Here is a 21,147-nt window from a genome sequence, read left to right as displayed (position 1 = left end):
GATGAGACGGTCACTGAGGGAGGAGTTCGCGACCCGTGTGGTGGTCGCGGACGGGGCAATGGGCACGATGCTCCAGGCGGCCGACCCCACCATGGACGACTTCCTGGGGCTGGAGGGCTGCAACGAGATCCTCAACTCCACCCGCCCCGACATCGTCCGCTCGGTGCACGACGCCTACTTCTCGGCCGGCGTCGACTGCGTCGAGACGAACACCTTCGGCACGAACCTGGCCGCGCTCGCCGAGTACGGGGTCGAGGACCGGATCTACGAGCTCTCCGAGGCCGGCGCCCGCATCGCCCGCGAGTCGGCGGACGCCTTCACGGCGGACGACGGCAGGCCCCGCTGGGTCCTGGGCTCCATGGGCCCGGGCACCAAGCTCCCCACCCTCGGGCACATCGCCTACGACCGTCTGCGCGCCGCCTACCAGGAGAACGCGGAGGGCCTGATCCGCGGCGGCGCGGACGCCCTCCTCGTCGAGACCACCCAGGACCTCCTCCAGACGAAGGCCGCCGTCATCGGCGCCCGGCGGGCCCTGGACTGGTGCGGGACGGGGGACCTGCCCCTGATCGTCCAGGTCACGGTGGAGGCGACCGGCACGATGCTGCTGGGTTCGGAGATCGGGGCGGCGCTGACGGCGCTGGAGCCGCTGGGGATCGACATGATCGGTCTGAACTGTGCGACCGGTCCGGCGGAGATGAGCGAGCACCTGCGTTATCTGGCCCGTCATGCGCGCATCCCGTTGTCGTGCATGCCGAACGCCGGTCTGCCCGTTCTGACGAAGCAGGGTGCGCACTACCCGCTGTCGGCGTCGGAGCTGGCCGATGCGCAGGAGACGTTCGTGCGGGAGTACGGGCTCTCGCTGGTGGGCGGCTGCTGTGGCACCACTCCCGAGCATCTGCGGCAGGTGGTGGAGCGGGTGAGGGGCGCCGCCGTCGTGGAGCGCGACCCGCGCCCCGAGCCGGGTGCGGCCTCGCTGTATCAGACGGTGCCGTTCCGGCAGGACACCTCGTACATGGCGATCGGTGAGCGGACGAACGCGAACGGGTCGAAGAAGTTCCGTGAGGCGATGCTGGAGGCGCGCTGGGACGACTGTGTGGAGATGGCGCGGGACCAGATCCGTGAGGGCGCGCACATGCTGGACCTGTGTGTGGACTATGTGGGCCGTGACGGTGTCGCGGACATGCGGGAGCTGGCGGGGCGTTTCGCGACGGCTTCGACGCTGCCGATCGTGCTGGACTCGACCGAGGTTCCGGTGATCCAGGCGGGTCTGGAGATGCTGGGCGGGCGTGCGGTCATCAACTCGGTGAACTACGAGGACGGTGACGGTCCGCAGTCGCGTTTTGCGAAGGTGACGCGGCTGGCGCGGGAGCATGGTGCCGCGTTGATCGCGCTGACGATCGACGAGGAGGGCCAGGCCCGTACGGTCGAGCACAAGGTCGCGATCGCGGAGCGGCTGATCGGGGACCTGACGTCGAACTGGGGTATCCGTGAGTCGGACATTCTGATCGACACCCTGACGTTCACGATCTGCACGGGTCAGGAGGAGTCGCGCAAGGACGGGATCGCGACGATCGAGGCGATCCGTGAGCTCAAGCGGCGTCATCCGCAGGTGCAGACCACGCTGGGTCTGTCGAATATTTCGTTCGGTCTGAATCCGGCGGCTCGTGTGCTGCTGAACTCGGTGTTCCTGGACGAGTGTGTGAAGGCGGGTCTGGATTCGGCGATCGTCCATGCGTCGAAGATCCTGCCGATCGCGCGGTTCGACGAGGAGCAGGTCAGCACGGCTCTGGATTTGATCTATGACCGTCGTGAGGGTGACTACGACCCGCTGCAGAAGCTGATGGCCCTGTTCGAGGGGGTCAACACGAAGTCGCTGAAGGCCGGCCGTGCGCAGGAGCTTCTTGCGCTGCCGCTGGAGGAGCGGCTGCGGCGGCGGATCATCGACGGGGAGAAGAACGGTCTGGAGGCCGATCTCGACGAGGCGCTGACGGGCCGTCCGGCGCTGGACATCGTCAACGACACCCTTCTGGAGGGGATGAAGGTCGTCGGTGAGCTGTTCGGGTCGGGGCAGATGCAGTTGCCGTTCGTGCTCCAGTCGGCCGAGGTGATGAAGACGGCGGTGGCCTATCTGGAGCCGCACATGGAGAAGACGGACGACGAGGGCAAGGGCACGATCGTGCTGGCCACGGTCCGCGGTGATGTCCATGACATCGGTAAGAACCTGGTCGACATCATCCTCACCAACAACGGCTACAACGTGGTGAACATCGGTATCAAGCAGCCGGTTTCCGCGATCGTGGAGGCCGCGCAGGAGCACAAGGCCGATGTGATCGGCATGTCCGGGCTCCTGGTGAAGTCCACCGTGATCATGAAGGAGAACCTGGAGGAGCTCAACCAGCGCAAGCTGGCCGCCGACTTCCCGGTAATCCTGGGAGGCGCGGCCCTGACCCGGGCCTATGTCGAGCAGGACCTCCACGAGATCTACGAGGGCGAGGTCCGCTACGCCCGCGACGCGTTCGAGGGCCTGCGGCTGATGGACGCCCTGATCGCCGTCAAACGCGGCGTCCCCGGCGCCGAACTCCCGCCCCTCAAGCAGCGTCGCGTACCGCAGCGCGCCGCCGCCCTCGACGTGCGGGAACCGGAGGAGGCCGGCCGTTCCGACGTGGCCGTCGACAACCCGGTGCCCACCCCGCCCTTCTGGGGGACCCGTGTCGTCAAGGGCATCCAGCTCAAGGAGTACGCGGGCTGGCTGGACGAGCAGGCGCTCTTCAAGGGGCAGTGGGGCCTCAAGGACGCGGATTCGATCGCCACCGACGGCAGGCCCCGCCTGCGCGGCTGGCTGGACCGGATGCACACGGAGCGGCTGCTCGAAGCGGCCGTGGTCCACGGCTACTTCCCGTGCGTCTCCAAGGGCGACGACCTGATCATCCTGGACGAGGGCGGCGCCGAGCGGACCCGCTTCACCTTCCCCCGGCAGAGCCGGGGCCGGCGGCTGTGCCTCGCGGACTTCGTCCGTCCCGAGGAGTCGGGCGAGGTGGACGTCATCGGCCTCCAGGTGGTCACCGTCGGCTCGAAGATCGGCGAGGCCACGGCCAAGCTGTTCGAGTCCGACTCCTACCGCGACTACCTGGAGCTGCACGGCCTGTCCGTCCAGCTGGCCGAGGCCCTCGCCGAGTACTGGCACGCCCGCGTCCGCGCCGAGCTGGGCATCGCCGGATCCGATCCGGCGGGCATGGACGGCATGTTCCGTACCGAGTACCAGGGCTGCCGATACTCGCTCGGCTACCCGGCCTGCCCGGAGCTCTCCGACCGGGCCAAGATCGCCGAACTGCTCCGCCCCGAGCGGATCGGCGTCCACCTCTCGGAGGAGTTCCAGCTCCACCCCGAGCAGTCCACCGACGCCCTGGTCGTCCACCACCCCGAGGCCGGCTATTTCAACGCGGGAGGCCGTCGATGACCCCGGCCCCCGCACCTTTCCGAGGAGCACACCGCATGTCTGCCGCATTCACCGACTACAAGGTCGCCGACATCTCCCTCGCCGCCTTCGGCCGCAAGGAGATCACCCTGGCCGAGCACGAGATGCCGGGTCTGATGTCGATCCGCCGGGAGTACGCCGAGGCGCAGCCGCTGGCCGGCGCCCGCATCACCGGCTCCCTGCACATGACCGTGCAGACCGCCGTCCTGATCGAGACCCTCGTCGCGCTCGGCGCGGAGGTCCGCTGGGTGTCCTGCAACATCTACTCGACGCAGGACCACGCCGCCGCGGCCATCGCGGCCGCCGGGATCCCGGTCTTCGCCTGGAAGGGCGAGACGCTGGAGGAGTACTGGTGGTGTACGGAGCAGGCGCTGACCTGGCCCGGACAGGCCGGCCCGAACATGATCCTGGACGACGGCGGCGACGCCACCCTCCTCGTCCACAAGGGCGTCGAGTACCAGAAGGCCGGGGCCGTCCCGGACCCCTCGACCGCCGACAACGAGGAAATGGCCATCGTCCTGGGCCTGCTGGCGAAGACGGACATCGACTGGTCCGCTCTCGCGTCCGGGATCCGCGGCGTGACGGAGGAGACCACCACCGGTGTCCACCGTCTCTACGAGATGATGCAGTCCGGTGACCTGCTCTTCCCGGCGATCAACGTGAACGACGCGGTGACGAAGTCGAAGTTCGACAACAAGTACGGCTGCCGCCACTCCCTGATCGACGGCATCAACCGGGCCACCGACGTGCTGATCGGCGGCAAGGTCGCGGTCGTGTGCGGTTACGGCGACGTCGGCAAGGGCTGCGCGGAGTCCCTGCGCGGCCAGGGTGCGCGGGTCATCGTGACGGAGATCGACCCGATCTGCGCGCTGCAGGCGGCGATGGACGGCTACCAGGTCGCCACCCTGGACGACGTGGTGGAGACGGCGGACATCTTCATCACCACGACGGGCAACAAGGACATCATCATGGCCTCGGACATGGCCAGGATGAAGCACCAGGCGATCGTGGGGAACATCGGCCACTTCGACAACGAGATCGACATGGCGGGTCTGGCCAGGGTCGAGGGCATCGTCAAGGACGAGGTCAAGCCGCAGGTCCACACCTGGACGTTCCCCGACGGCAAGGTCCTGATCGTGCTGTCCGAGGGCCGTCTGCTGAACCTGGGCAACGCGACGGGCCACCCGTCCTTCGTGATGTCGAACTCCTTCGCGGACCAGACGCTGGCGCAGATCGAGCTGTTCACCAAGCCCGAGGAGTACCCGACCGACGTCTACGTGCTGCCCAAGCACCTGGACGAGAAGGTCGCCCGTCTCCACCTCGACGCCCTCGGTGTCAAGCTGACCACGCTCCGTCCGGAGCAGGCGGAGTACATCGGCGTCAAGGTCGAGGGCCCGTACAAGCCCGACCACTACCGCTACTGATCTGCCGGGGACACCGTGGACACCATCGTGCACACCACACTGGACGCCGCACCGGGCGCCGCCCCGGACACCGCAGCCTCCGGCGAACGGGACCCGTGGCTCCCGGACCTGCTGCTGCGCACCGAACGGGACGTGCTGATCCCGCTGTTGCGCCGCACACCGGAGGCCTCGTTCGGGCTGCGGACCGCCTGCCCGGGCTGGACCGCCCGGGACGTGCTCGCGCACTGCGCGGCGGCCCTCGTACGGATCGTCGAGGGCCGGCTGGAGGAGGGGGTCTTCCTCCCCGCCGCCAACGCCGCCGACGTGGCCGAGCGCGTGGACTGGCCGGTGGGCCGGATCGTGGACGAGCTGGAGCGCGGGTTCAGCGAGGCCGGGCCGGTCATCGCCGCCGGTGACGGCAGGCTGGACGCGGTGGCCCTGGGGGAGTGGATCCACGCGGGCGACGTCCGCGAGGCCTTCGGGGAGCCGGGCGCGTACGCGGGCACCAGCCTGGCCCTCGCCCTGCCGCTGCTGCAGGTCACCAGCCGTAAGCGCGAAACGCCCCGGCTGATCGCCGACATCGACGGCCACACCGGAGCGCTGGAACTGGGCAACGAGGTGCAGGGCCGGCCCCCGGCCCGGTTCAGCGGCGACGCGGCGACGCTGATCCGGCTCTACTCGGGCCGCCCGCTGGTCGCCACCCGCTACGAACTGGCGGGCGCGACCGAAGGGGAACTGCTCATCTACAGGTGAGACCGGTGAGACCGGTGAGCACAGGGGTGCGCCCGGGCCGCGACCCGGCCCGGGCGGCCGCTCAGCCGTCGATCCGCACGACCTGGAAGGCCTCCGCCATCCGCCCGGCGGGGAGCCCGGCCGCCCGGGCGTGCTCGCCCAGCCAGTCCCGCAGCAGCCCCGCGAGATCGTCGAAGTGGGCGGTCTGCGAGGTGTGGATGCGCAGCGCCTCCACCTTCCGGTCGAACACCGGGGTGACGTCGACGTACTGGTTCGGGGTCGGGCCGGTCATCAGCCACAGCTCGGGCACGATCCACGGCTCCAGCCCCTCCTCCTTGAGCAGGGACGGGTGGGCGAAGGGGTTGCGCGCCTCGGGGTAGACCGCCCGCAGGGCGGCGTCGCCCACCGCACGGTGGTCGGGGTGCAGGTCGGCGATGCGGGACCAGTTGATCTCCGGGCTCGGGATCACGGCCCGCTGCGGGCGGACCTCCCGGATCACCCGGCACAGGTCGCGGCGCAGCTCCACGCTCGCCTCCACGTAACTGTCCGGGTAGCCGAGGAAGCGGACGTCGTCGACGCCGCTGCGCTTGGCCGAATGGACCTGCTCGGCCCGGCGGAGGTCGCCCATGGCCTGGCGGGGGAGCCGTTCGTCGTAGCCGCCGGCGCCGCCGTCCGTGACGATGCAGTACGTCACGCGCTGCGTGCCCTGCGCGATCCACCGCATGACCGTCCCGCTGACGCAGAACTCGATGTCGTCCGGGTGCGCGGCCACGACCAGCAGGGATTCCGGTGCGCTGCGGTCAATGAGATTGGTCGCGAAGTGTTCCATGCGATCAGCCTGTTGGGCCCGGACGTGGCCCGCAAGGCAGCCCCTTTGGCGTACTCGCGACATGTCGCCTGTACGCCACGCGAAGTCTTCACCGCACCCCATCGCCCAGGAACCACGCGCACGCGTGGGAAGCGGAGGCGTCCGTCATGTGCAGGATCTTCGGCTCCCTCTCGCCCGCGCCGGCCCACCCGGACCCGGCCGAACTCGCCGCCGTCTCGGCCCGGCAGCGGCACGGCGGCCCCGACGAGCACCGCGTGCTGCGCGGGCCCGGCTGGGCGCTCGGCTGCGACCGGCTCGCCGTGACCGAGCCGCGCGGCGGGAGCCAGCCGTACCGGCTCGCGCACCTGCCGGGCATCACGGCCGTGCTGAACGGGCAGATCCACAACCACACCGCCCTGCGGCGCGAACTCGCCGCCCGCGGCCACCGGTTCCCCGACCGGTGCGACGGCACCCTGCTGCCCGCGCTGTACGCGGAACACGGCCCCGACTTCGCACGGCGCCTCGACGGGATGTTCGCCGTCGCGGTCCTCGACCTGCGCGCGGAGCCCCGGCTGGTCCTCGCCGTCGACCCGCTGGGGATCAAGACCCTCCACTACCACCAGGGCACGGACGGCACGTTCCGCTTCGCCTCGGAGATCCCCGCGCTGCTGGCCTTCGACGGGGTGCGGACCGGCCCGCGCGAGGACAGCCTCGACACCGTCCTGTGCCTGCGCACCCCCGTCTCCGCCCGCACCGCGCTGGAGGGCGTCGGGCTGCTGCCGCCCGGCGCCACCGCCGTCGTACGGCCCGGCCGGGCGCCCGTCGTACGGCGCAGACCCCCCGGGGAACAGGAGGCCCCCGAGGGGGCCGGCGGGGACGTGGCGGACCTGTTGCGCCGCGAGGTGCGGCGCCTGGCACGGGCCGACGTGCCGGTGTGCACCCTCACCAGCGGGGGGCTCGCCTCCGGACTCGTCACGGCGCTGGCCGCCGAGTACGCCCGCGAGGCCGGGGCGCCCGCCCCGCACACCTTCCACCTCGCCCTGCGCGGCCGGTGGCCCGGCGCCGAGCACAGCCGGGCCCGCCAGGTCGCCCGGCACACCCGCACCGTCCACCACGAGGTCGCCCTGGACCCGGCCGAACTGCCCTCGCTGCTCACCCGGACCACCCGCCACCTGGGACAGCCCGACGCCGACCCCGCCGCCCTCGTCGCCTACGCCCTCTTCCGCGCCGCCCGGCAGGCCGGATACACCGTCGCCCTGACCGGGGACGGCGCCGACGAGCTGTTCGGCGCGCCCGCCCGGCTGCACGCCGCCTCCTCGGCCCACACCGGCCCGGACTGGGCCGCCTCCTACACCGACGCGCTGGGCGCCGCGCCCCGCCCGCTCCGCGAGTGGCTGTACACGCCCGCCTACCGCGCCTACCTCGCCGACGAGGGATCGGCCGCCGACCGCGTGGAGCGGGAGCTGCGCTCCTGCCCGGACGGTGACCGCCCCGCCGCCGTCACCGCCTTCGAGACCCGCTGGCGGCTGCCCGCCGGACCCCTGCGCCGGGCCGACCACCTGGGGATGGCCTGGGCCGTCGAGGCCAGGATGCCGTTCTGCCGCCCCGCCGTCGCCGCCCGCGCCCGCGCGCTCGCACCCAGCGGCCCGCACGACCGGCGGGCGCTGCGCGAGGCCGCGCGGGAGCTGCTGCCCAAGGCCGTGGCCCTGCGCGCCCGGCAGCCGTCCGCCCTGCCCGTCGCCGCCCTGATCGCGCCCGGCGGGCCCCTGCTGGACCCCGTACGCGAACTGCTGTCCCCGCAGCGGCTGGCACGGGCCGGGCGGGTCCGTCCCGAACGGGTCCGGGCCCTGCTGGCGCGCCAGCTGGAACGCCCCTCGGAGGGCGACGCGCTCGCGCTGTGGGCGCTGGCCTCGCACGAACTGTGGACCGAGGTGGTCCGCTCCCTGCGCGTCCCGCTCGACTGCGCCGCCTGAACGGCCGCGCGGGACACGGGTGGTGGCGCCCGCCCCGGGCCCCCGGACCATCCGGCCGACCGGCCGGTACCTCCTGGCGTATCCACGCAACGGCGTGAACGCGCACCCGGATACCAGACCGGGCGGTTCGTTTCTCTGTCACGCTGGAACGGCACCCCGGGCTGCCCGGCGGCCGGGCAGCGGCCCGCCGCCCCGAGCGCTCAGCCCGTGCCAAGCCCCGCTGCGTACTGCGCACCACAACGTCAAGGAGGTCCCATGAGCACCCCCGTATGGATCACCGCGACCCCGCCGGCCACCCACGGCGAACTGCACGTCGGACACCTCGCGGGCCCCTACGTCGCGGCGGACGTCCTGTCGCGCTACCTGAGGGCCGAGGGCGAACCCGTCCTGTTCACCACGGGCACCGCCGACCACAACAGCTCCGTACACGCCCGCGCCCTGCGCGCGGGCCGCAAACCGGAGGAGGTGGCGGAGGGGTACCGGGCCGCCATCACCTCGGACTGGCTGCGCTCGGGCGTGGAGTTCGACCACGTCGTGCGCCCCCGCCAGGACAAGGGGTACGGACGCTGGCTCGCGGACCTCTTCCGGCGCCTGCACTCCGAGGGCGTCATCGCCGCCCGCACCCGCCTCACCCCGTACTGCGAGTCCTGCGAGCGCTGGCTCCACGGCGCCCACGTCACCGGCACCTGCCCGCACTGCTCCGCCTCCAGCGAAGGCGGCATGTGCCACGAGTGCGCCCGCCCCAACGACGGCGGCGACCTGCTGGAGCCCCGCTGCGCCCAGTGCGGCTCCGCGGCCGTGCCCCGGCGCTGCCGCCGGCTCTACGTCCCGCTGGAGCCGCACCGGGACGCCCTCGCCGACTACTGGGCCGGCACGGGCCTGCCGCCGCGGCTGGCCGCGCTCTGCGAATCCCTCGTCGAGGACGGCCTGCCCGACATCGCGGTCGCCCACCCCGCCGAGTGGGGGCTGCCCGTCCCGGTCGACGGCTTCCCCGAGCACCGGATCGACGGCTGCTTCGAGGCCGCCGCGATGCACCTGTTCGGCTACGGGGACCAGGCGCTGCCCGAACGGGCCATCCACTTCTGCGGCTTCGGCCACGCCTTCTGCCACGCGGTCCTGCTGCCGGTCCTGCTCTTCGCCCAGGGCGTGAAGCTGCCGCAGCACTTCTGCGTCAACGAGGCGTACGTCCTGGACGACGAGGCCCTGGTCTGGGGCTCCGGCCAGAAGGCCTGGGCCCTGGACCTGATCACCGAGTACGGTTCCGACACGCTGCGCCGGCACGTCCTGCAGGCCCGGCCGCTGGGCCGGCGCACGGAGTTCCGGCCCGAGCGGCTGGCCGCCGCGCGCCGGGAGCTCGACGAGAGCTGGAACAGCTGGCTGGCCAGGCTGTTCGCGGCCGTCCGCGAGGAGTGCGCCGGGCTGGCCCCGGCGGCCCTGCCCGGCGGCGCCGGCTGGGAGGTGCTGGAACGGCGGCTGCTGCGCGGGGTGGAGGACCTGCGGGAGGCGTACTCGCCCGAGTCCTTCGACCCCCGCAGGGCCGTCGCCCTGCTCGACGAGATGGTGCGCTCGGCGGCCGACTTCGGCCACGTCAACGCGCACGAGGCGCACCGGCCCACGGCCGACAGCCGCCACCTCCCGGCCCTCGCCGCGCAGCTGGCCGTGGCCCGGGCGCTCGGTGCCTGGGCGCGGCCGGTGATGCCGGAGGGCGCGGACCGGCTGGCCGCCGCCCTCAAGGTGGAGCCGGGCGGTCCGGTGTCGGCCGCGGTCCTCGTCCCGCCCGCCCCGGGCACCCGGCTGGCCCCGACCTCGGGCCCGGTCTTCGGCTTCTGACCGGCCCCGCACCGTGCCGCCGCCCCCCACACGGCGGTACGTCCCCGCAGCACCAGCACCAGCACCACCAGCACCACAGTGAGACGACCACCCTCCTTCGCCGCGTGACCGCGCGCCGGTCACCGGCGGCGCGGGACGCGCGGCCTCTCCCCGTTGGAGTTCCACGTGTCCCTGCGCGTCGCCATGCTCAGCGTCCACACCTCGCCGCTGCACCAGCCCGGCACCGGGGACGCGGGCGGCATGAACGTCTACATGGTCCAGCTCTCCCGAGCCCTGGCCGAACAGGGCGTGGAGGTGGACCTGTTCACCCGGTGCAGGGGGGAGGAGGACCCCGATCCGGCCGGTCTCGGGCCGGGGGTCCGGGTGCGGCACCTGGAGGCCGGACCGCGCGCGCCGCTGTCCAAGGAGGACATGCCCGCCCTGGTGGTGCCCTTCTCGCTGGCGCTGCTGAAGGAGGAACGGCGCTACCACCTGGTGCACTCGCACTACTGGCTCTCCGGCCAGGCCGGCCGCATCGCGGCGGCCGGCTGGCGCATCCCGTTCGTGCACACCGCCCACACCCTGGCCCGGGTCAAGAACGCCGCCCTCGCCGAGGGGGACGCCCCCGAGCCCGAGCTGCGGATCCGGGGCGAGCACCAGGTGGTGGGCTCCGCGGACCGGCTGATCGCCAACACCGGCGACGAGGCACGGGCGCTGTGCGAGCTGTACGGGGCCGACGCGCGCCGCACCCGGATCGTCCGGCCGGGCGTGGACCTGGCCACCTTCGGCCCCGGCCGGGGGAGGGCGGCGGCGCGGGCCCGGCTCGGGCTGCCGGCCGATGCGTTCATCCCCTTGTACGCGGGCCGCATCCAGCCCCTCAAGGGGCCCGACGTGATGGTCCGGGCGGTCGCCGCACTGCTGGAGCGGGCCCCGCACCTGCGCGGGCGGACCCTCGTCCCGGTGGTGGGCGGCAACTCGGGCGCCGGGCCGCGCGGAGCGGCCTGGGAACTCGCCCGCGAGCTGGGCGTCTCGGAGGTACTGCGCCACCACCCGCCGGTACCGCAGCAGGAGTTGGCGCTGTGGTACCGGGCGGCGGACGTGCTGATGGTGCCCTCGCGCAGCGAGTCCTTCGGGCTGGTCGCCCTGGAGGCGCAGGCGTGCGGGACCCCGGTCCTGGCCTCCGCGGTGGGCGGGCTGCCGACCGCCGTACGGGACGGGGTGACGGGGGTGCTCGTGCACGGCAACGATCCGGCGGAGTACGCCCGCAGACTGCTGTGGTTCGCCGAACACCCGGGGGAGGCCGCGGTGATGGGCCGGGCGGCGCTGGTCCACGCCCGGAACATGAGCTGGCGCGGCGCGGCGGCCCGGACCCTCGAGGTCTACGAGGACGTACTGCGCGAGGAAGGGGCGCGACTGGGCACGGACATGAGTGAGGCAGGAGCGGCGGCACGCTCCTGCCTCGCCGACGCCTCTCCCCTGGAGGGCCGAGAAGGCCGGAATTCCACCCTAGCAGCACTTTTGAGCTGACCAAAGGTGCGCAAGCGTAACGTCTGTATGAACTCCTTCAGATCCGCCTCAGGTGCGCTATAGGGAACTGGCCCGCCCCCGGAATCCGTACGACAATGGAGAGGTCTTCGAAGGAATACCGGCGGCACGGATCCACGGAGACCGAATCAACGTTTCGCAATTCCTGGAGGAATCATGTCCGCTGCGCACACCGCCACCACCCGCCCGCTCTGTACGCTCCGCGACAACGGCAACGGCTGGGACTGAACAACCGGCCGGACCGGCGGACATCACCCCGCGATCGCCCCTCCGGGCGGTCGCGGGTTTTTCTTTTCCGCTCTTGCGTAATTCCGCTCAGTCCAGCCAGCCGAGCCGCTGCGCGCGCACTCCCGCTTCGAACCGGCTGGACGCCCCCATTTCCTGCATCAGCTCGGACAGCATTCGGCTCACCGTCCGCAGGGAAACCCCCAGGGTCCGGGCGACCTTTTCGTCCTTCATTCCCGATGCCAGCATTTTCAGGGCCGCCCGCTGCTGTTCGGACAGTCCGTCACCGCCGAGTTCGGGCGCGACGTCGTCGCCATAGGGGGTGGCCGCGTGCCAGCAGTGTTCGTACAGCGCCAGATAGGAGCGCACGAGCGCCGGCCCGCGGGCCAGGATCGCCCCGGCCGAGCGGTCCTCGGGGTGCACGGGCAGGACGGCGAACTGCTGGTCCGCGATGATCATGTTCATCGGGACGGCGGGGGAGAGGCGGATCTCCACACCGGCCTCGACCCGGCGCCGGAGCATTTCCACCGCCTCCGGCGACGTGGTGATCCGCTGGTGGTAGATGGCGCGGATGCGGACCCCGTTGTCGATCTGCCGGCGGTCCCGGCTGAGCACCCGGTCCGCGACCTCCCGCACCAGGGCGGTCACGTGCATGGACGTCAGGTCGTGGCGGATGACGTCGGTGATGTCCTCCAGCACCTGCTGGATCCGCCCGTAGTCGTCGAGGATCTCCACCTCGACCTCGGAACCGCTCAGCGCACCGGGCCGCAGGAACCTTCCGACCAGCGTCTCCAGTGCGCTGTACGCCCGGTCCGACTCGTCCAGGTGCTCCCGCAGCCGCTCCCGCTCGCGCTGGAGCATCCGCAGCAGGGCGATCTCCGGGTCGACGGCCGCGACCGCGTCCGGACCCGGCCGCCATTCGCCCGACTGGAGGTCGGCGCGGGTGGCGTGGGTGGTGCCGGTCGGCACGATGAGGCCGAGCGAGATCAGCTCCGCGCGCCACTTCTCGCGCTCCTCGGGCGAGAGGTCCAGCTCCTCGAAGGCGTCGTTCAGGTTGGACACCCCGCGCAGGCGCAGCTCCTGATAGAGGGCCAGCACCTTGTCGGCCGACTGGATGCCGTCCCTGCCATCGCCCGTTGCCATCGCGAAGCGACCCCCTCGTCTTACGAATCGACAGTCACACTTTGGCACATGCCGATGGGGGACCCACCGCCCCCCTCTTTCGGATGTGACGGGGGTCACTCCGTGCCTCTGAGGTGCGGGCCTTCGCCTCCGGCGGGCCCGGAACGGCGCGAGCGCCCAACTCCCCCGGGGTGGCGGGGAGACGGGCGCGGGGGGGAGCGGGATCAGTCCCGGGATGTGTTCAGGCAGTCGGGGCACAGCCCCTTGAAGACGACCTCCGCGCCCCCGTCCATGCGCCAGGCGGTGAGCGGCGCGCCGCGCGGCGGCTCCGGAACCTGGGCCTCCACGTTCTCCACGCGGCCGCAGCGCACGCACAGCGCGTGCTGGTGGGGAGGACCAGAGATCTCGAAGACCGCGGGCAGGCCGGGACGGTCGAACTTCGCCGCCAGGCCCGTCTCCAGGAAGTGCCGCAGCATCTCGTAGACGGCCTGGCTGGTGAGGGTCCCCAGCCGCTCGCGGGCGGCGGCCGTGATGGACTCGACGTCCATGTGCCCGCCCGCCGCCAGGACTTGCAGCACCTCCAGGCGCGGCCCGGTGACCCGCAGTCCCACGTCGCGGAGGCGCTGGATCACCGCCTCGCGGCCGGTCGACTCCTCCACGACAGCCATCACTGCGCCACCATCCGCCATCTGGTCGACTCAAAACTTTGGGAGCATCGTACCTCTTGCGAGTCCTTCTCGAGCGGGAGGAGCGGAAAGGGGAGCCGAGCTCCGTCAGCCCCCGGCCCGGCAGACGAGCAGGACGCTCTCGGTCCTCCCGTCCAGCCGGTGGGTGCGGCGCCGCTCCACCCGCAGGCCCGCCGCGTCCAGCTCGGCGGCGAGGCACTCCGCGTCGACGATCCACTTGTCGGTGCTCCGCACCACCCGCTCGGTGCGCACCTTGCCCGTGCGCACGGAGTGGTAGGTGATCCGCTCGGTCATCCCGTCCAGGTCGAAGACCTGCCGGGCCACCGTCCACTCCTCGACCCCGTCGAACCGGGGCACCTGGAAGGCCCAGGTGCGCCGGGGCTCCTCGGTCAGCCCGCGCAGCCCGTGGGCGGTGAAGTCGAGGGCCAGGGCGCCGCCCGGCTCCAGCCGCCCCGCCACCTCCCGCAGCAGTGCGGGGCGGGCGTGCGGCGGCACGGCCGCGATCATCGTCCCGGCCAGCAGGGCCAGCCGGTACCTCCCCCGCAGCCGCAGTTCCGCCAGATCGGCCCGGGTGGTCACCAGCAGCCGCGAGACCTGGGGGCCGATCCGCCGGCCCCAGGACCGCAGCCGCTCCAGGCTGGCCGCGTCCCGGTCCACCGCCTCGACGCGGAATCCCTGCCGGGCGAACGGCACCGCCAGGCGGCCGGCCCCGCAGCCCAGGTCCAGGACCGGGCCGCCGCAGCGGCGCGCGAGGCTGAGGTAGCGGACGATGTCCGCGCTGTGCGGGCCCAGCAGGGCGTCGTGCAGCCAGCCGGCGTCCTCATCCGCCGGAGCGGCCGACTCCAGACCGGGCAGGCAGTCCGCCGGGAGCAGCACGGCGGACCCTCCGTGCGCCGGGGGCCGGGAGTCCTCGGGGGCGGCCGGCCGGACCGGTGCGAACGCTGCGGGCACGACCGGCGTGAAGGGCAGGGAAGTGCCGCTCGGTGTGTGCATCGCTCCTCCAGGGGCTCGCTCGGTCCAGCCGTCCGGGGCGTGGCTCCCGTGCCGCCGGGGGACCGCGCCGCTGAGGAAATCCTGTCCCGCGGGCGGGTGCCGGGGCCAGCGTTGCGGGCTGCGTGAACACGCGATGGCGTGGATCTGCCACGGTCCCGTGGCGGGAGGGGCGCAGGCGTCAGAGAGCGCGGCCCAGCCGGACCGGGGAGAGCGCGGTGAACCCGTGGCGGGCGAAGAACGGCAGGGACGGGGCCGCTTCGGCGGGCAGGGTGACCCGCTGGGTCAGCGCCCCGTGGACCCGCATCCGCTCGCCGGCGGCCGCCAGCAGGGCCGAACCGACGCCCTGCCGACGGCGGGCCGGGGCGGTGCACAGGGCGTAGAGCTCGCCCTCGGCGGTGACGGGCACACCGCCCGACACGGCCCCGACGACGCTCCCGTCCGCGTCGGCGGCGACCAGCCAGCCGAGCCAGGCGGGCGCCCCGCCGGGAATTCCAATTTCCGCTCGAATGCGCGGAAGTGAGCAATGGTCCGACACCAGCCGGCCGACGCGCATTTCACCGAGGAGGCTGCCGTAGTCCTCGCGTATGGCCGCGGCGAGGAGCCGGGAAATCGCCGCGGCGTCCCCCGGAGCTGCCGTCCGCACATCAGCCAGCAGCATCTATCCCCCACCTCTCACCGCACCGGTCCTGAGCCCGCACGCGCCCACAATAGCGGCCAATTCGAGTGGCGGGGGTCGGGGGGAAATCTACGAATTGGCTTAGTAAATAGCCGGGTTGGATGATCCCTATCAAGTGGTCCAACAACAGAGCGCGATCAGCGGGAGGATGGCGGACACCGAGAGGCCCACCGCGAACAGCCCGCGCAGCACCGGACGCCCCGCCCGGCGCGGCCCCAGGATGCGCCGCATCCGCACCGCCGCCGACGGACCGCCCGCCGCGAACGCCTTGTGCGGCGCGTGCCCGGTCGCCAGCGCGTACAGGGCCGTGGCCAGCGCATCGCTCGAACAGGCGCGCAGCGCCCGGTCGTCGGCGGCCATCTCCAGCAGCAGCGGCACCGTCCGCCCGCCGATCCGGGCCAGCGGCAGCCGGCGGAACACCGACGCGTACGCCCCCGCCGCCGCCACCATCAGGTGGTGGCGGCCGCCGATGTGCGCCCGTTCGTGCGCGAGCGCGGCGGCCAGCTCCCGCTCCGAGAGCACGTCCAGGGCCCCCGTCGAGACCACCACCCGGCGCGAACGCCCCGGCAGGCAGTACACCGCCGGGCGCGGGTCCTCCAGCACGGTCACCCCCAGCCGCCGGTCGTACCGGCCCACCAGCCGCAGCAGTTCGGCGTGCCGGGTACGGGCCCTGCGCGCCCGCACCAGCTCCCGTACGAAACCGGTCCCGGGCACCGCGAGCACCGCGAGCGCGGCCAGCGCGGCAAGGGCCTCGCGCGGCGACGCGTCCAGCAGCCGGCCGGGGGAGGGCAGGTCCAGGGTCAGGGCCATGTCGACCAGCCGGTGGCTGGTCTGCGCGGGCAGCAGCAGCTGCGCCGGCAGCATCGCCGTCGACCCCGCGAACAGGGCGCCGCACACGATCCACACGGCCAGCCCCAGCCGGGGCGCCTGCTGTGCCCACACGGCACGGACCAGCATCCACGGCAGTACCAGCCCGGTGACCAGCGCGAGCCCCAGCGGCGGCAGTACGTGATGGTTCACAGGGCCTCGCCCCCCGCACCGGACGGGCGTTCCGAGCGGGCGGCGCGCAGGGCCTCGTCCAGCGCCTCCACGTCCTCGTGGGACATCCGCTCCACGAACCGCAGCAGCGTGGCCCGGCGGTCCTGGCTGTCGCCGAGCGCGTCCTGCATGAGCGCCGCGGTGTACTCCTCGCGGCTGCGCACCGCCTGGTACATCCAGGCCCGGCCCGACTTCTCGCGGCTGAGCCAGCCCTTGCGGTGCAGGATGTCGGCCACGGTCATGACGGTGGTGTAGGCGACCTTGCGCCCCCGGTTGATGTCGTCGACGATCTCGCGGACGGACGCGGGCCGTTCCCACAGCCACACCCGGTCCATGATCTCGGCTTCCAGCTCTCCCAGCCGGCGTACGCGCATGCTCGTCGCCCTCCCCTCGGCAGCGGCTCATCGTACGGCGCGCCCTTCCGGTGGGGGCATACCCCCGCCCGGTACACGAGGCCCCGGGCGGCGGGCGCCGGAACGCCGCGAGCCCCTCCACACGGTCCTTCGTGTGGAGGGGCTGCGGGGGCCCTGCGGCCGCCGGGCTACGCGCGGATCAGCCGGGCGATGGCCTTGCTCGCCTCGCCGACCTTGGCCTTCGCCTGGTCCCCGCCCTGGGCGATGGCCTCGGTGACGCAGCAGCCGAGGTGCTCGTCGAGCAGGGTCACCGCGCAGGACTGGAGCGCGGCGTTGATCGCGGACACCTGGGTGAGCACGTCGATGCAGTAGACGTCCTCGGCGACCATCCGCTGGACGCCGCGGACCTGGCCCTCGATCCGCCGCAGCCGCCGGATGACGTCTTCCTTGTGTGGTGCGTAACCGGCCACGGGGGCTCCTCAGTTGGCGGCGGCCCTGAAGCCGCGCAGACGCAGGCTGTTGCCGACGACGAAGACCGAGGAGAAGGCCATGGCCGCTCCGGCGATCATCGGGTTGAGCAGTCCGGCCGCGGCGAGCGGCAGGGCGGCCACGTTGTAGGCGAAGGCCCAGAACAGGTTCGAGCGGATCGTGCCGAGCGTCTTGCGGGCCAGCCGGATGGCGTCGGCCGCGGCCCGCAGGTCGCCCCGTACCAGCGTCAGGTCGCCGGCCTCGATGGCGGCGTCGGTGCCGGTGCCCATGGCCAGGCCCAGGTCGGCCTGGGCGAGGGCGGCGGCGTCGTTGACCCCGTCGCCGACCATCGCGACGCTGCGGCCCTCGGCCTGCAGGCGCTTGACCACGTCCACCTTGTCCTGCGGCATGACCTCGGCGATCACCTCGTCGATGCCCACCTCGCGGGCCACCGTCTCGGCGACGGCCTTGTTGTCGCCGGTCAGCAGGATCGGGGTCAGGCCCAGGGCGCGCAGCCGGCGGATCGCCTCGGCGCTGGTGTCCTTGACGGCGTCCGCGACCTCCAGCACCGCGCGCGCCTCGCCGTCCCAGGCCACCGCGATGGCGGTGCGGCCCGCCGACTCGGCCTCGGACTTGGCCCGCTCCAGGTGCGGGGGCAGCTCCATCGCCCACTCGGCGAGCAGCTTGCCGCGGCCGACGAGGACGGCGTGGCCCTCGACGACGCCCTGGACGCCGAGGCCCGGGATGTTGGCGAAGTCCTCGGGGGCGGGCAGGGGCCCGACCCGGGCGGCGGCGCCGGCCGCGACGGCCTGGGCGATGGGGTGCTCGGAGGCGTGCTCCAGGGCTCCGGCCAGGCGCAGGACCTCGGTCTCGTCGGTGCCCTCGGCGGTGTGCACGTGCAGCAGGGTCATCTGGCCGGTGGTGACGGTGCCGGTCTTGTCCAGGACGATGGTGTCGACCTTGCGGGTGGACTCCAGCACCTCGGGCCCCTTGATCAGGATCCCGAGCTGGGCGCCGCGGCCGGTGCCGACCAGGAGGGCGGTCGGGGTGGCCAGGCCCAGGGCGCAGGGGCAGGCGATGATCAGGACGGCGACGGCGGCGGTGAAGGCGGCGGAGAGGCCGGATCCGGTGCCGAGCCAGAAGCCGAGGGTGGCCAGCGCGATGGCGATGACGACCGGGACGAACACGGCGGAGATCTTGTCGGCGAGCCGCTGGGCGGCGGCCTTGCCGTTCTGCGCGTCCTCGACCAGCCGGGCCATGCGGGAGAGCTGGGTGTCGGAGCCGACCCGGGTGGCCTCGACGACCAGGCGGCCGCCGGCGTTGAGGGTCGCCCCGGTGACGGAGTCGCCGACGGAGACCTCGACGGGGACGGACTCGCCGGTCAGCATCGAGGCGTCGACGGCGGAGGAGCCCTCGACGACGGTGCCGTCGGTGGCGATCTTCTCGCCCGGTCGGACCAGGAAGCGGTCGCCGACCTGGAGGTCGGCCGTCGGCACGGTCACCTCGTGGCCGCCGCGCAGCACGGTGACCTCCTTGGCGCCCAGCTCCAGCAGCGCCTTGAGGGCGGCGCCGGCCTTGCGCTTGGACTTCGCCTCGAAGTAGCGGCCGGCCAGGATGAAGGTGGTGACGCCGGCCGCCGCCTCCAGGTAGATGTTCCCCGCGCCGTCGCTGCGGGCGATGGTGAACTCGAAGGCGTGCCTCATGCCGGGGGTGCCGGCGGTGCCGAAGAACAGGGCCCACAGCGACCACAGGAACGCGGCGATCGTGCCGACCGAGATCAGGGTGTCCATGGTGGCCGCGCCGTGCTTGGCGTTGGTCCAGGCGGCGCGGTGGAAGGGCCAGGCGGCGTAGGTGACCACGGGTGCGGCCAGGGTCAGCGAGAGCCACTGCCAGAAGTCGATCTGCAGCGCCGGGATCATCGCCATCGCGATGACGGGCACCGCGAGGACGACGGCGGTGGTCAGCCGCTGGCGCAGCGGGGCCAGTTCGTCGGCCTCGGCCGGCGGCTCCTCCCCGGCGCCGGACGGGGCGGAGGAACGGGGCGGCGCGGGCTCGTGCGCGGTGTATCCGGTGGCCTCGACGGTGGCGATCAGGTCCGCGACGGAGATGTCCGCGTCGGCGTCGAAGGTGACCTTCGCCTTCTCGGTGGCGTAGTTGACGGTCGCCTCGACGCCGTCCATGCGGTTGAGCTTCTTCTCGATGCGTGCCGCGCACGAGGCGCAGGTCATGCCGCCGATGGCGAGCTCGACCTGGGCGGCGCCGGGGGTGATGGTGGTCATGAGTGCTGCTCCTCGTTCGAGCGCGGGGCCGGTGCCGGGGCCCGGGGGAAGGACGGGCCCCGGCGTCCGGGTGGGTCGTTGTCGGGGCGGGTGTCAGGCCCGGCCGGTGAGCTCGTAGCCGGCGTCGTCCACCGCCGCGGCGATCGCGGCGTCGTCCGGGTCGCCGGCGGTGGTCACGGTGACCACGCCGCCGTCCACGTCCACGTCCACCGAGAGGACCCCGGCGAGCGCGCCGACGGACGCGGTGATGGCGGTCCGGCAGTGTCCGCAGCTCATGCCGGACACGCGGTAGACGGTGGCGGTGCTGTCGACGACGGCGACGGTGGTCGTGGTCTCACCGTTGGAGGCGCAGGCGCCATCGGGGGAACAGCAGGAAGACATGGGCTTCTCCTTGATCGTGCAGATACCCTCTGGGGGTATCCGGGCTGACTCCAGATATACCCCCCCGAGGTATCTGTCCGCAAGAGTTTCCCGCGCTTGACTTGATACCCCCTGGGGGTATGGTGGAGATCCATTGAACCGCTGTACGCGGCACCTACGTCGTACGGGAGACCAGGCATGAACACCGGAGTGAAGATCACCGCCTTCGCCGCCGCACTCGCGGCGGCCTTCGGCGCCGCCTACGGCGTCGGGGCGGGCGTCGGCCCCGTGGGGGAGCCGGCCAAGGGCGGGCACGCGGCCCACGCCACCCAGGCGAAGGCGCCCGCGGAGGGCGGGCACGGCGGCCACGGCCAGGCCGGCGCCCAGGGCCCGGCGGCCGGCGGCCTCCAGGTCTCCGACGCCGGCTACACGCTGAGCCTGGACACCCCGGTGGTGGCCCCGGGCCAGGGCGAGCTCAGGTTCTCGGTCAAGGACGCCTCCGGGCGCAAGGTCACCGGCTACAAGACCGAACACGGCAAGGAGCTGCACTTCATCGTCGCCTCGCGCGACCTGACGGTCTTCCGCCACCTCCACCCGGTGCGCGCCGGGGACGGCACCTGGTCCACCCCGGTGGACCTGCCCGCCGCGGGCGCCTACAAGGCCTTCGCCGACTTCGCCCCGTCCGCCGGGGACGCGAAGAACGTCACCCTGGGCGCCGACCTCACCGTCCCCGGGGCCTACGCGCCGAACCCGATGCCCCCGGCCTCGCCCACCGCGGAGGTGGACGGCTACCAGGTCGCCCTCGGCGGGACCCTCCAGCCCGGCAAGCCCGGCGAGCTCAAGCTCACCGTCAGCAAGGACGGCAGGCCCGTCACCGACCTGGAGCCCTACCTCGGGGCGTACGGACACCTCGTCGCCCTGCGCGACGGCGACCTCGCCTACCTGCACGTCCACCCCAACGAGGGCGGCCCCGGCCCCGACGTCTCCTTCACCGCCACGGCCCCCAGCGCCGGCACCTACCGGCTCTTCCTGGACTTCCAGCACCAGGGCAAGGTCCGTACCGCGGCCTTCACCGTCCGGGCGGGCGGCGACGGCCCGGCCGCCGCTCCCGCCCCGCAGCCCGCGCAGCCGGCCGGGGAGGAGCCGGGCGGTCACTCACACTGACCGCCCGGCGGAACATCCCGCGGCCCGTCCTCGTTGTC

The 21,147-nt window shown here is 72.9% G+C and carries 17 protein-coding genes; 7 read left to right on the top strand and 10 right to left on the bottom strand.

The features are described from left to right. Position 1 precedes the first annotated feature (1 nt). The 3 genes from metH to B4U46_RS05600 are packed head-to-tail and all read left to right on the top strand — an operon-like array spanning position 2 to position 5,631. Entirely contained in the window at positions 2-3,457 is a 3,456-nt protein-coding gene (metH, locus tag B4U46_RS05610; RefSeq protein ID WP_079424594.1) for a methionine synthase, read from the top strand. A gap of 35 nt (positions 3,458-3,492) precedes the next feature. Next, positions 3,493-4,899 carry an adenosylhomocysteinase gene (gene ahcY / locus B4U46_RS05605; protein WP_079424593.1) on the top strand — a complete coding sequence of 469 codons (1,407 nt, stop codon included), beginning with the start codon at positions 3,493-3,495 and terminating at the stop codon, positions 4,897-4,899. Positions 4,900-4,926: 27 nt separating this feature from the next. Next, the gene (locus B4U46_RS05600) at positions 4,927-5,631 is read left to right on the top strand and encodes a maleylpyruvate isomerase family mycothiol-dependent enzyme (RefSeq protein ID WP_237292660.1); all 705 of its coding nucleotides are present in this window, start codon (positions 4,927-4,929) and stop codon (positions 5,629-5,631) included. Positions 5,632-5,692: 61 nt separating this feature from the next. On the opposite strand, the gene B4U46_RS05595 is transcribed toward B4U46_RS05600, so the two are convergent. Beyond that, entirely contained in the window at positions 5,693-6,439 is a 747-nt protein-coding gene (locus tag B4U46_RS05595; RefSeq protein ID WP_079424591.1) for a PIG-L deacetylase family protein, read from the bottom strand. 146 nt (positions 6,440-6,585) lie between these two features. On the opposite strand from B4U46_RS05595, the gene B4U46_RS05590 reads away from it, so the two are divergent. The 3 genes from B4U46_RS05590 (at position 6,586) to mshA (ending at position 11,727) form a co-directional block, all read left to right on the top strand. Further along, positions 6,586-8,391, top strand: a complete 1,806-nt coding sequence (locus tag B4U46_RS05590; RefSeq protein ID WP_079424589.1) for an asparagine synthetase B family protein — start codon at positions 6,586-6,588, stop codon at positions 8,389-8,391. 255 nt (positions 8,392-8,646) lie between these two features. Further along, positions 8,647-10,221, top strand: a complete 1,575-nt coding sequence (locus B4U46_RS05585; protein WP_079424587.1) for a class I tRNA ligase family protein — start codon at positions 8,647-8,649, stop codon at positions 10,219-10,221. A gap of 183 nt (positions 10,222-10,404) precedes the next feature. After that, positions 10,405-11,727 (top strand): D-inositol-3-phosphate glycosyltransferase, encoded by a 1,323-nt coding sequence (gene mshA, locus B4U46_RS05580; protein ID WP_079431583.1) that lies wholly within the window; start codon positions 10,405-10,407, stop codon positions 11,725-11,727. A 333-nt stretch (positions 11,728-12,060) separates the two neighbouring features. Here the strand turns inward: mshA and B4U46_RS05575 are convergent, their stop codons facing one another. From B4U46_RS05575 to B4U46_RS05535, 9 genes are all read right to left on the bottom strand, one after another. Then, entirely contained in the window at positions 12,061-13,113 is a 1,053-nt protein-coding gene (locus B4U46_RS05575; protein ID WP_237292656.1) for a helix-turn-helix transcriptional regulator, read from the bottom strand. A 203-nt stretch (positions 13,114-13,316) separates the two neighbouring features. Next, a complete protein-coding gene (locus B4U46_RS05570) occupies positions 13,317-13,760 on the bottom strand; it encodes a Fur family transcriptional regulator (protein ID WP_237292654.1) in 444 nt (147 codons plus the stop codon). Between the two features lie 105 nt (positions 13,761-13,865). Further along, positions 13,866-14,771 (bottom strand): SAM-dependent methyltransferase, encoded by a 906-nt coding sequence (locus tag B4U46_RS05565; RefSeq protein ID WP_079424585.1) that lies wholly within the window; start codon positions 14,769-14,771, stop codon positions 13,866-13,868. A gap of 178 nt (positions 14,772-14,949) precedes the next feature. Continuing rightward, positions 14,950-15,429: a GNAT family N-acetyltransferase gene (locus B4U46_RS05560; protein WP_079424584.1), complete on the bottom strand. Its 480-nt coding sequence runs from the start codon at positions 15,427-15,429 to the stop codon at positions 14,950-14,952. A 129-nt stretch (positions 15,430-15,558) separates the two neighbouring features. Continuing rightward, entirely contained in the window at positions 15,559-16,467 is a 909-nt protein-coding gene (locus tag B4U46_RS05555) for a M56 family metallopeptidase (protein WP_079424582.1), read from the bottom strand. Beyond that, complete coding sequence (locus B4U46_RS05550) at positions 16,464-16,859, bottom strand: BlaI/MecI/CopY family transcriptional regulator (RefSeq protein ID WP_079424580.1); 396 nt, start codon at positions 16,857-16,859, stop codon at positions 16,464-16,466. The genes B4U46_RS05555 and B4U46_RS05550 overlap by 4 nt, the downstream gene beginning before the upstream one ends. A gap of 167 nt (positions 16,860-17,026) precedes the next feature. Then, positions 17,027-17,308: a metal-sensitive transcriptional regulator gene (locus B4U46_RS05545; protein ID WP_079424579.1), complete on the bottom strand. Its 282-nt coding sequence runs from the start codon at positions 17,306-17,308 to the stop codon at positions 17,027-17,029. A 9-nt stretch (positions 17,309-17,317) separates the two neighbouring features. After that, positions 17,318-19,585, bottom strand: coding sequence for a heavy metal translocating P-type ATPase (locus tag B4U46_RS05540; protein WP_079424577.1), 2,268 nt, complete (start codon positions 19,583-19,585; stop codon positions 17,318-17,320). 93 nt (positions 19,586-19,678) lie between these two features. Further along, complete coding sequence (locus B4U46_RS05535; protein ID WP_079424575.1) at positions 19,679-19,966, bottom strand: cation transporter; 288 nt, start codon at positions 19,964-19,966, stop codon at positions 19,679-19,681. Between the two features lie 177 nt (positions 19,967-20,143). On the opposite strand from B4U46_RS05535, the gene B4U46_RS05530 reads away from it, so the two are divergent. Beyond that, a complete protein-coding gene (locus tag B4U46_RS05530; RefSeq protein WP_079424573.1) occupies positions 20,144-21,109 on the top strand; it encodes a hypothetical protein in 966 nt (321 codons plus the stop codon). Positions 21,110-21,147: the final 38 nt, after the last annotated feature.

It is taken from the genome of Streptomyces katrae (genome assembly GCF_002028425.1).
GTDB classification, from domain to species: domain Bacteria; phylum Actinomycetota; class Actinomycetes; order Streptomycetales; family Streptomycetaceae; genus Streptomyces; species Streptomyces katrae_A.
The sequence above is the reverse complement of the archived record's forward strand: the minus strand, read 5'-3'. Positions and strand labels throughout refer to the sequence as shown.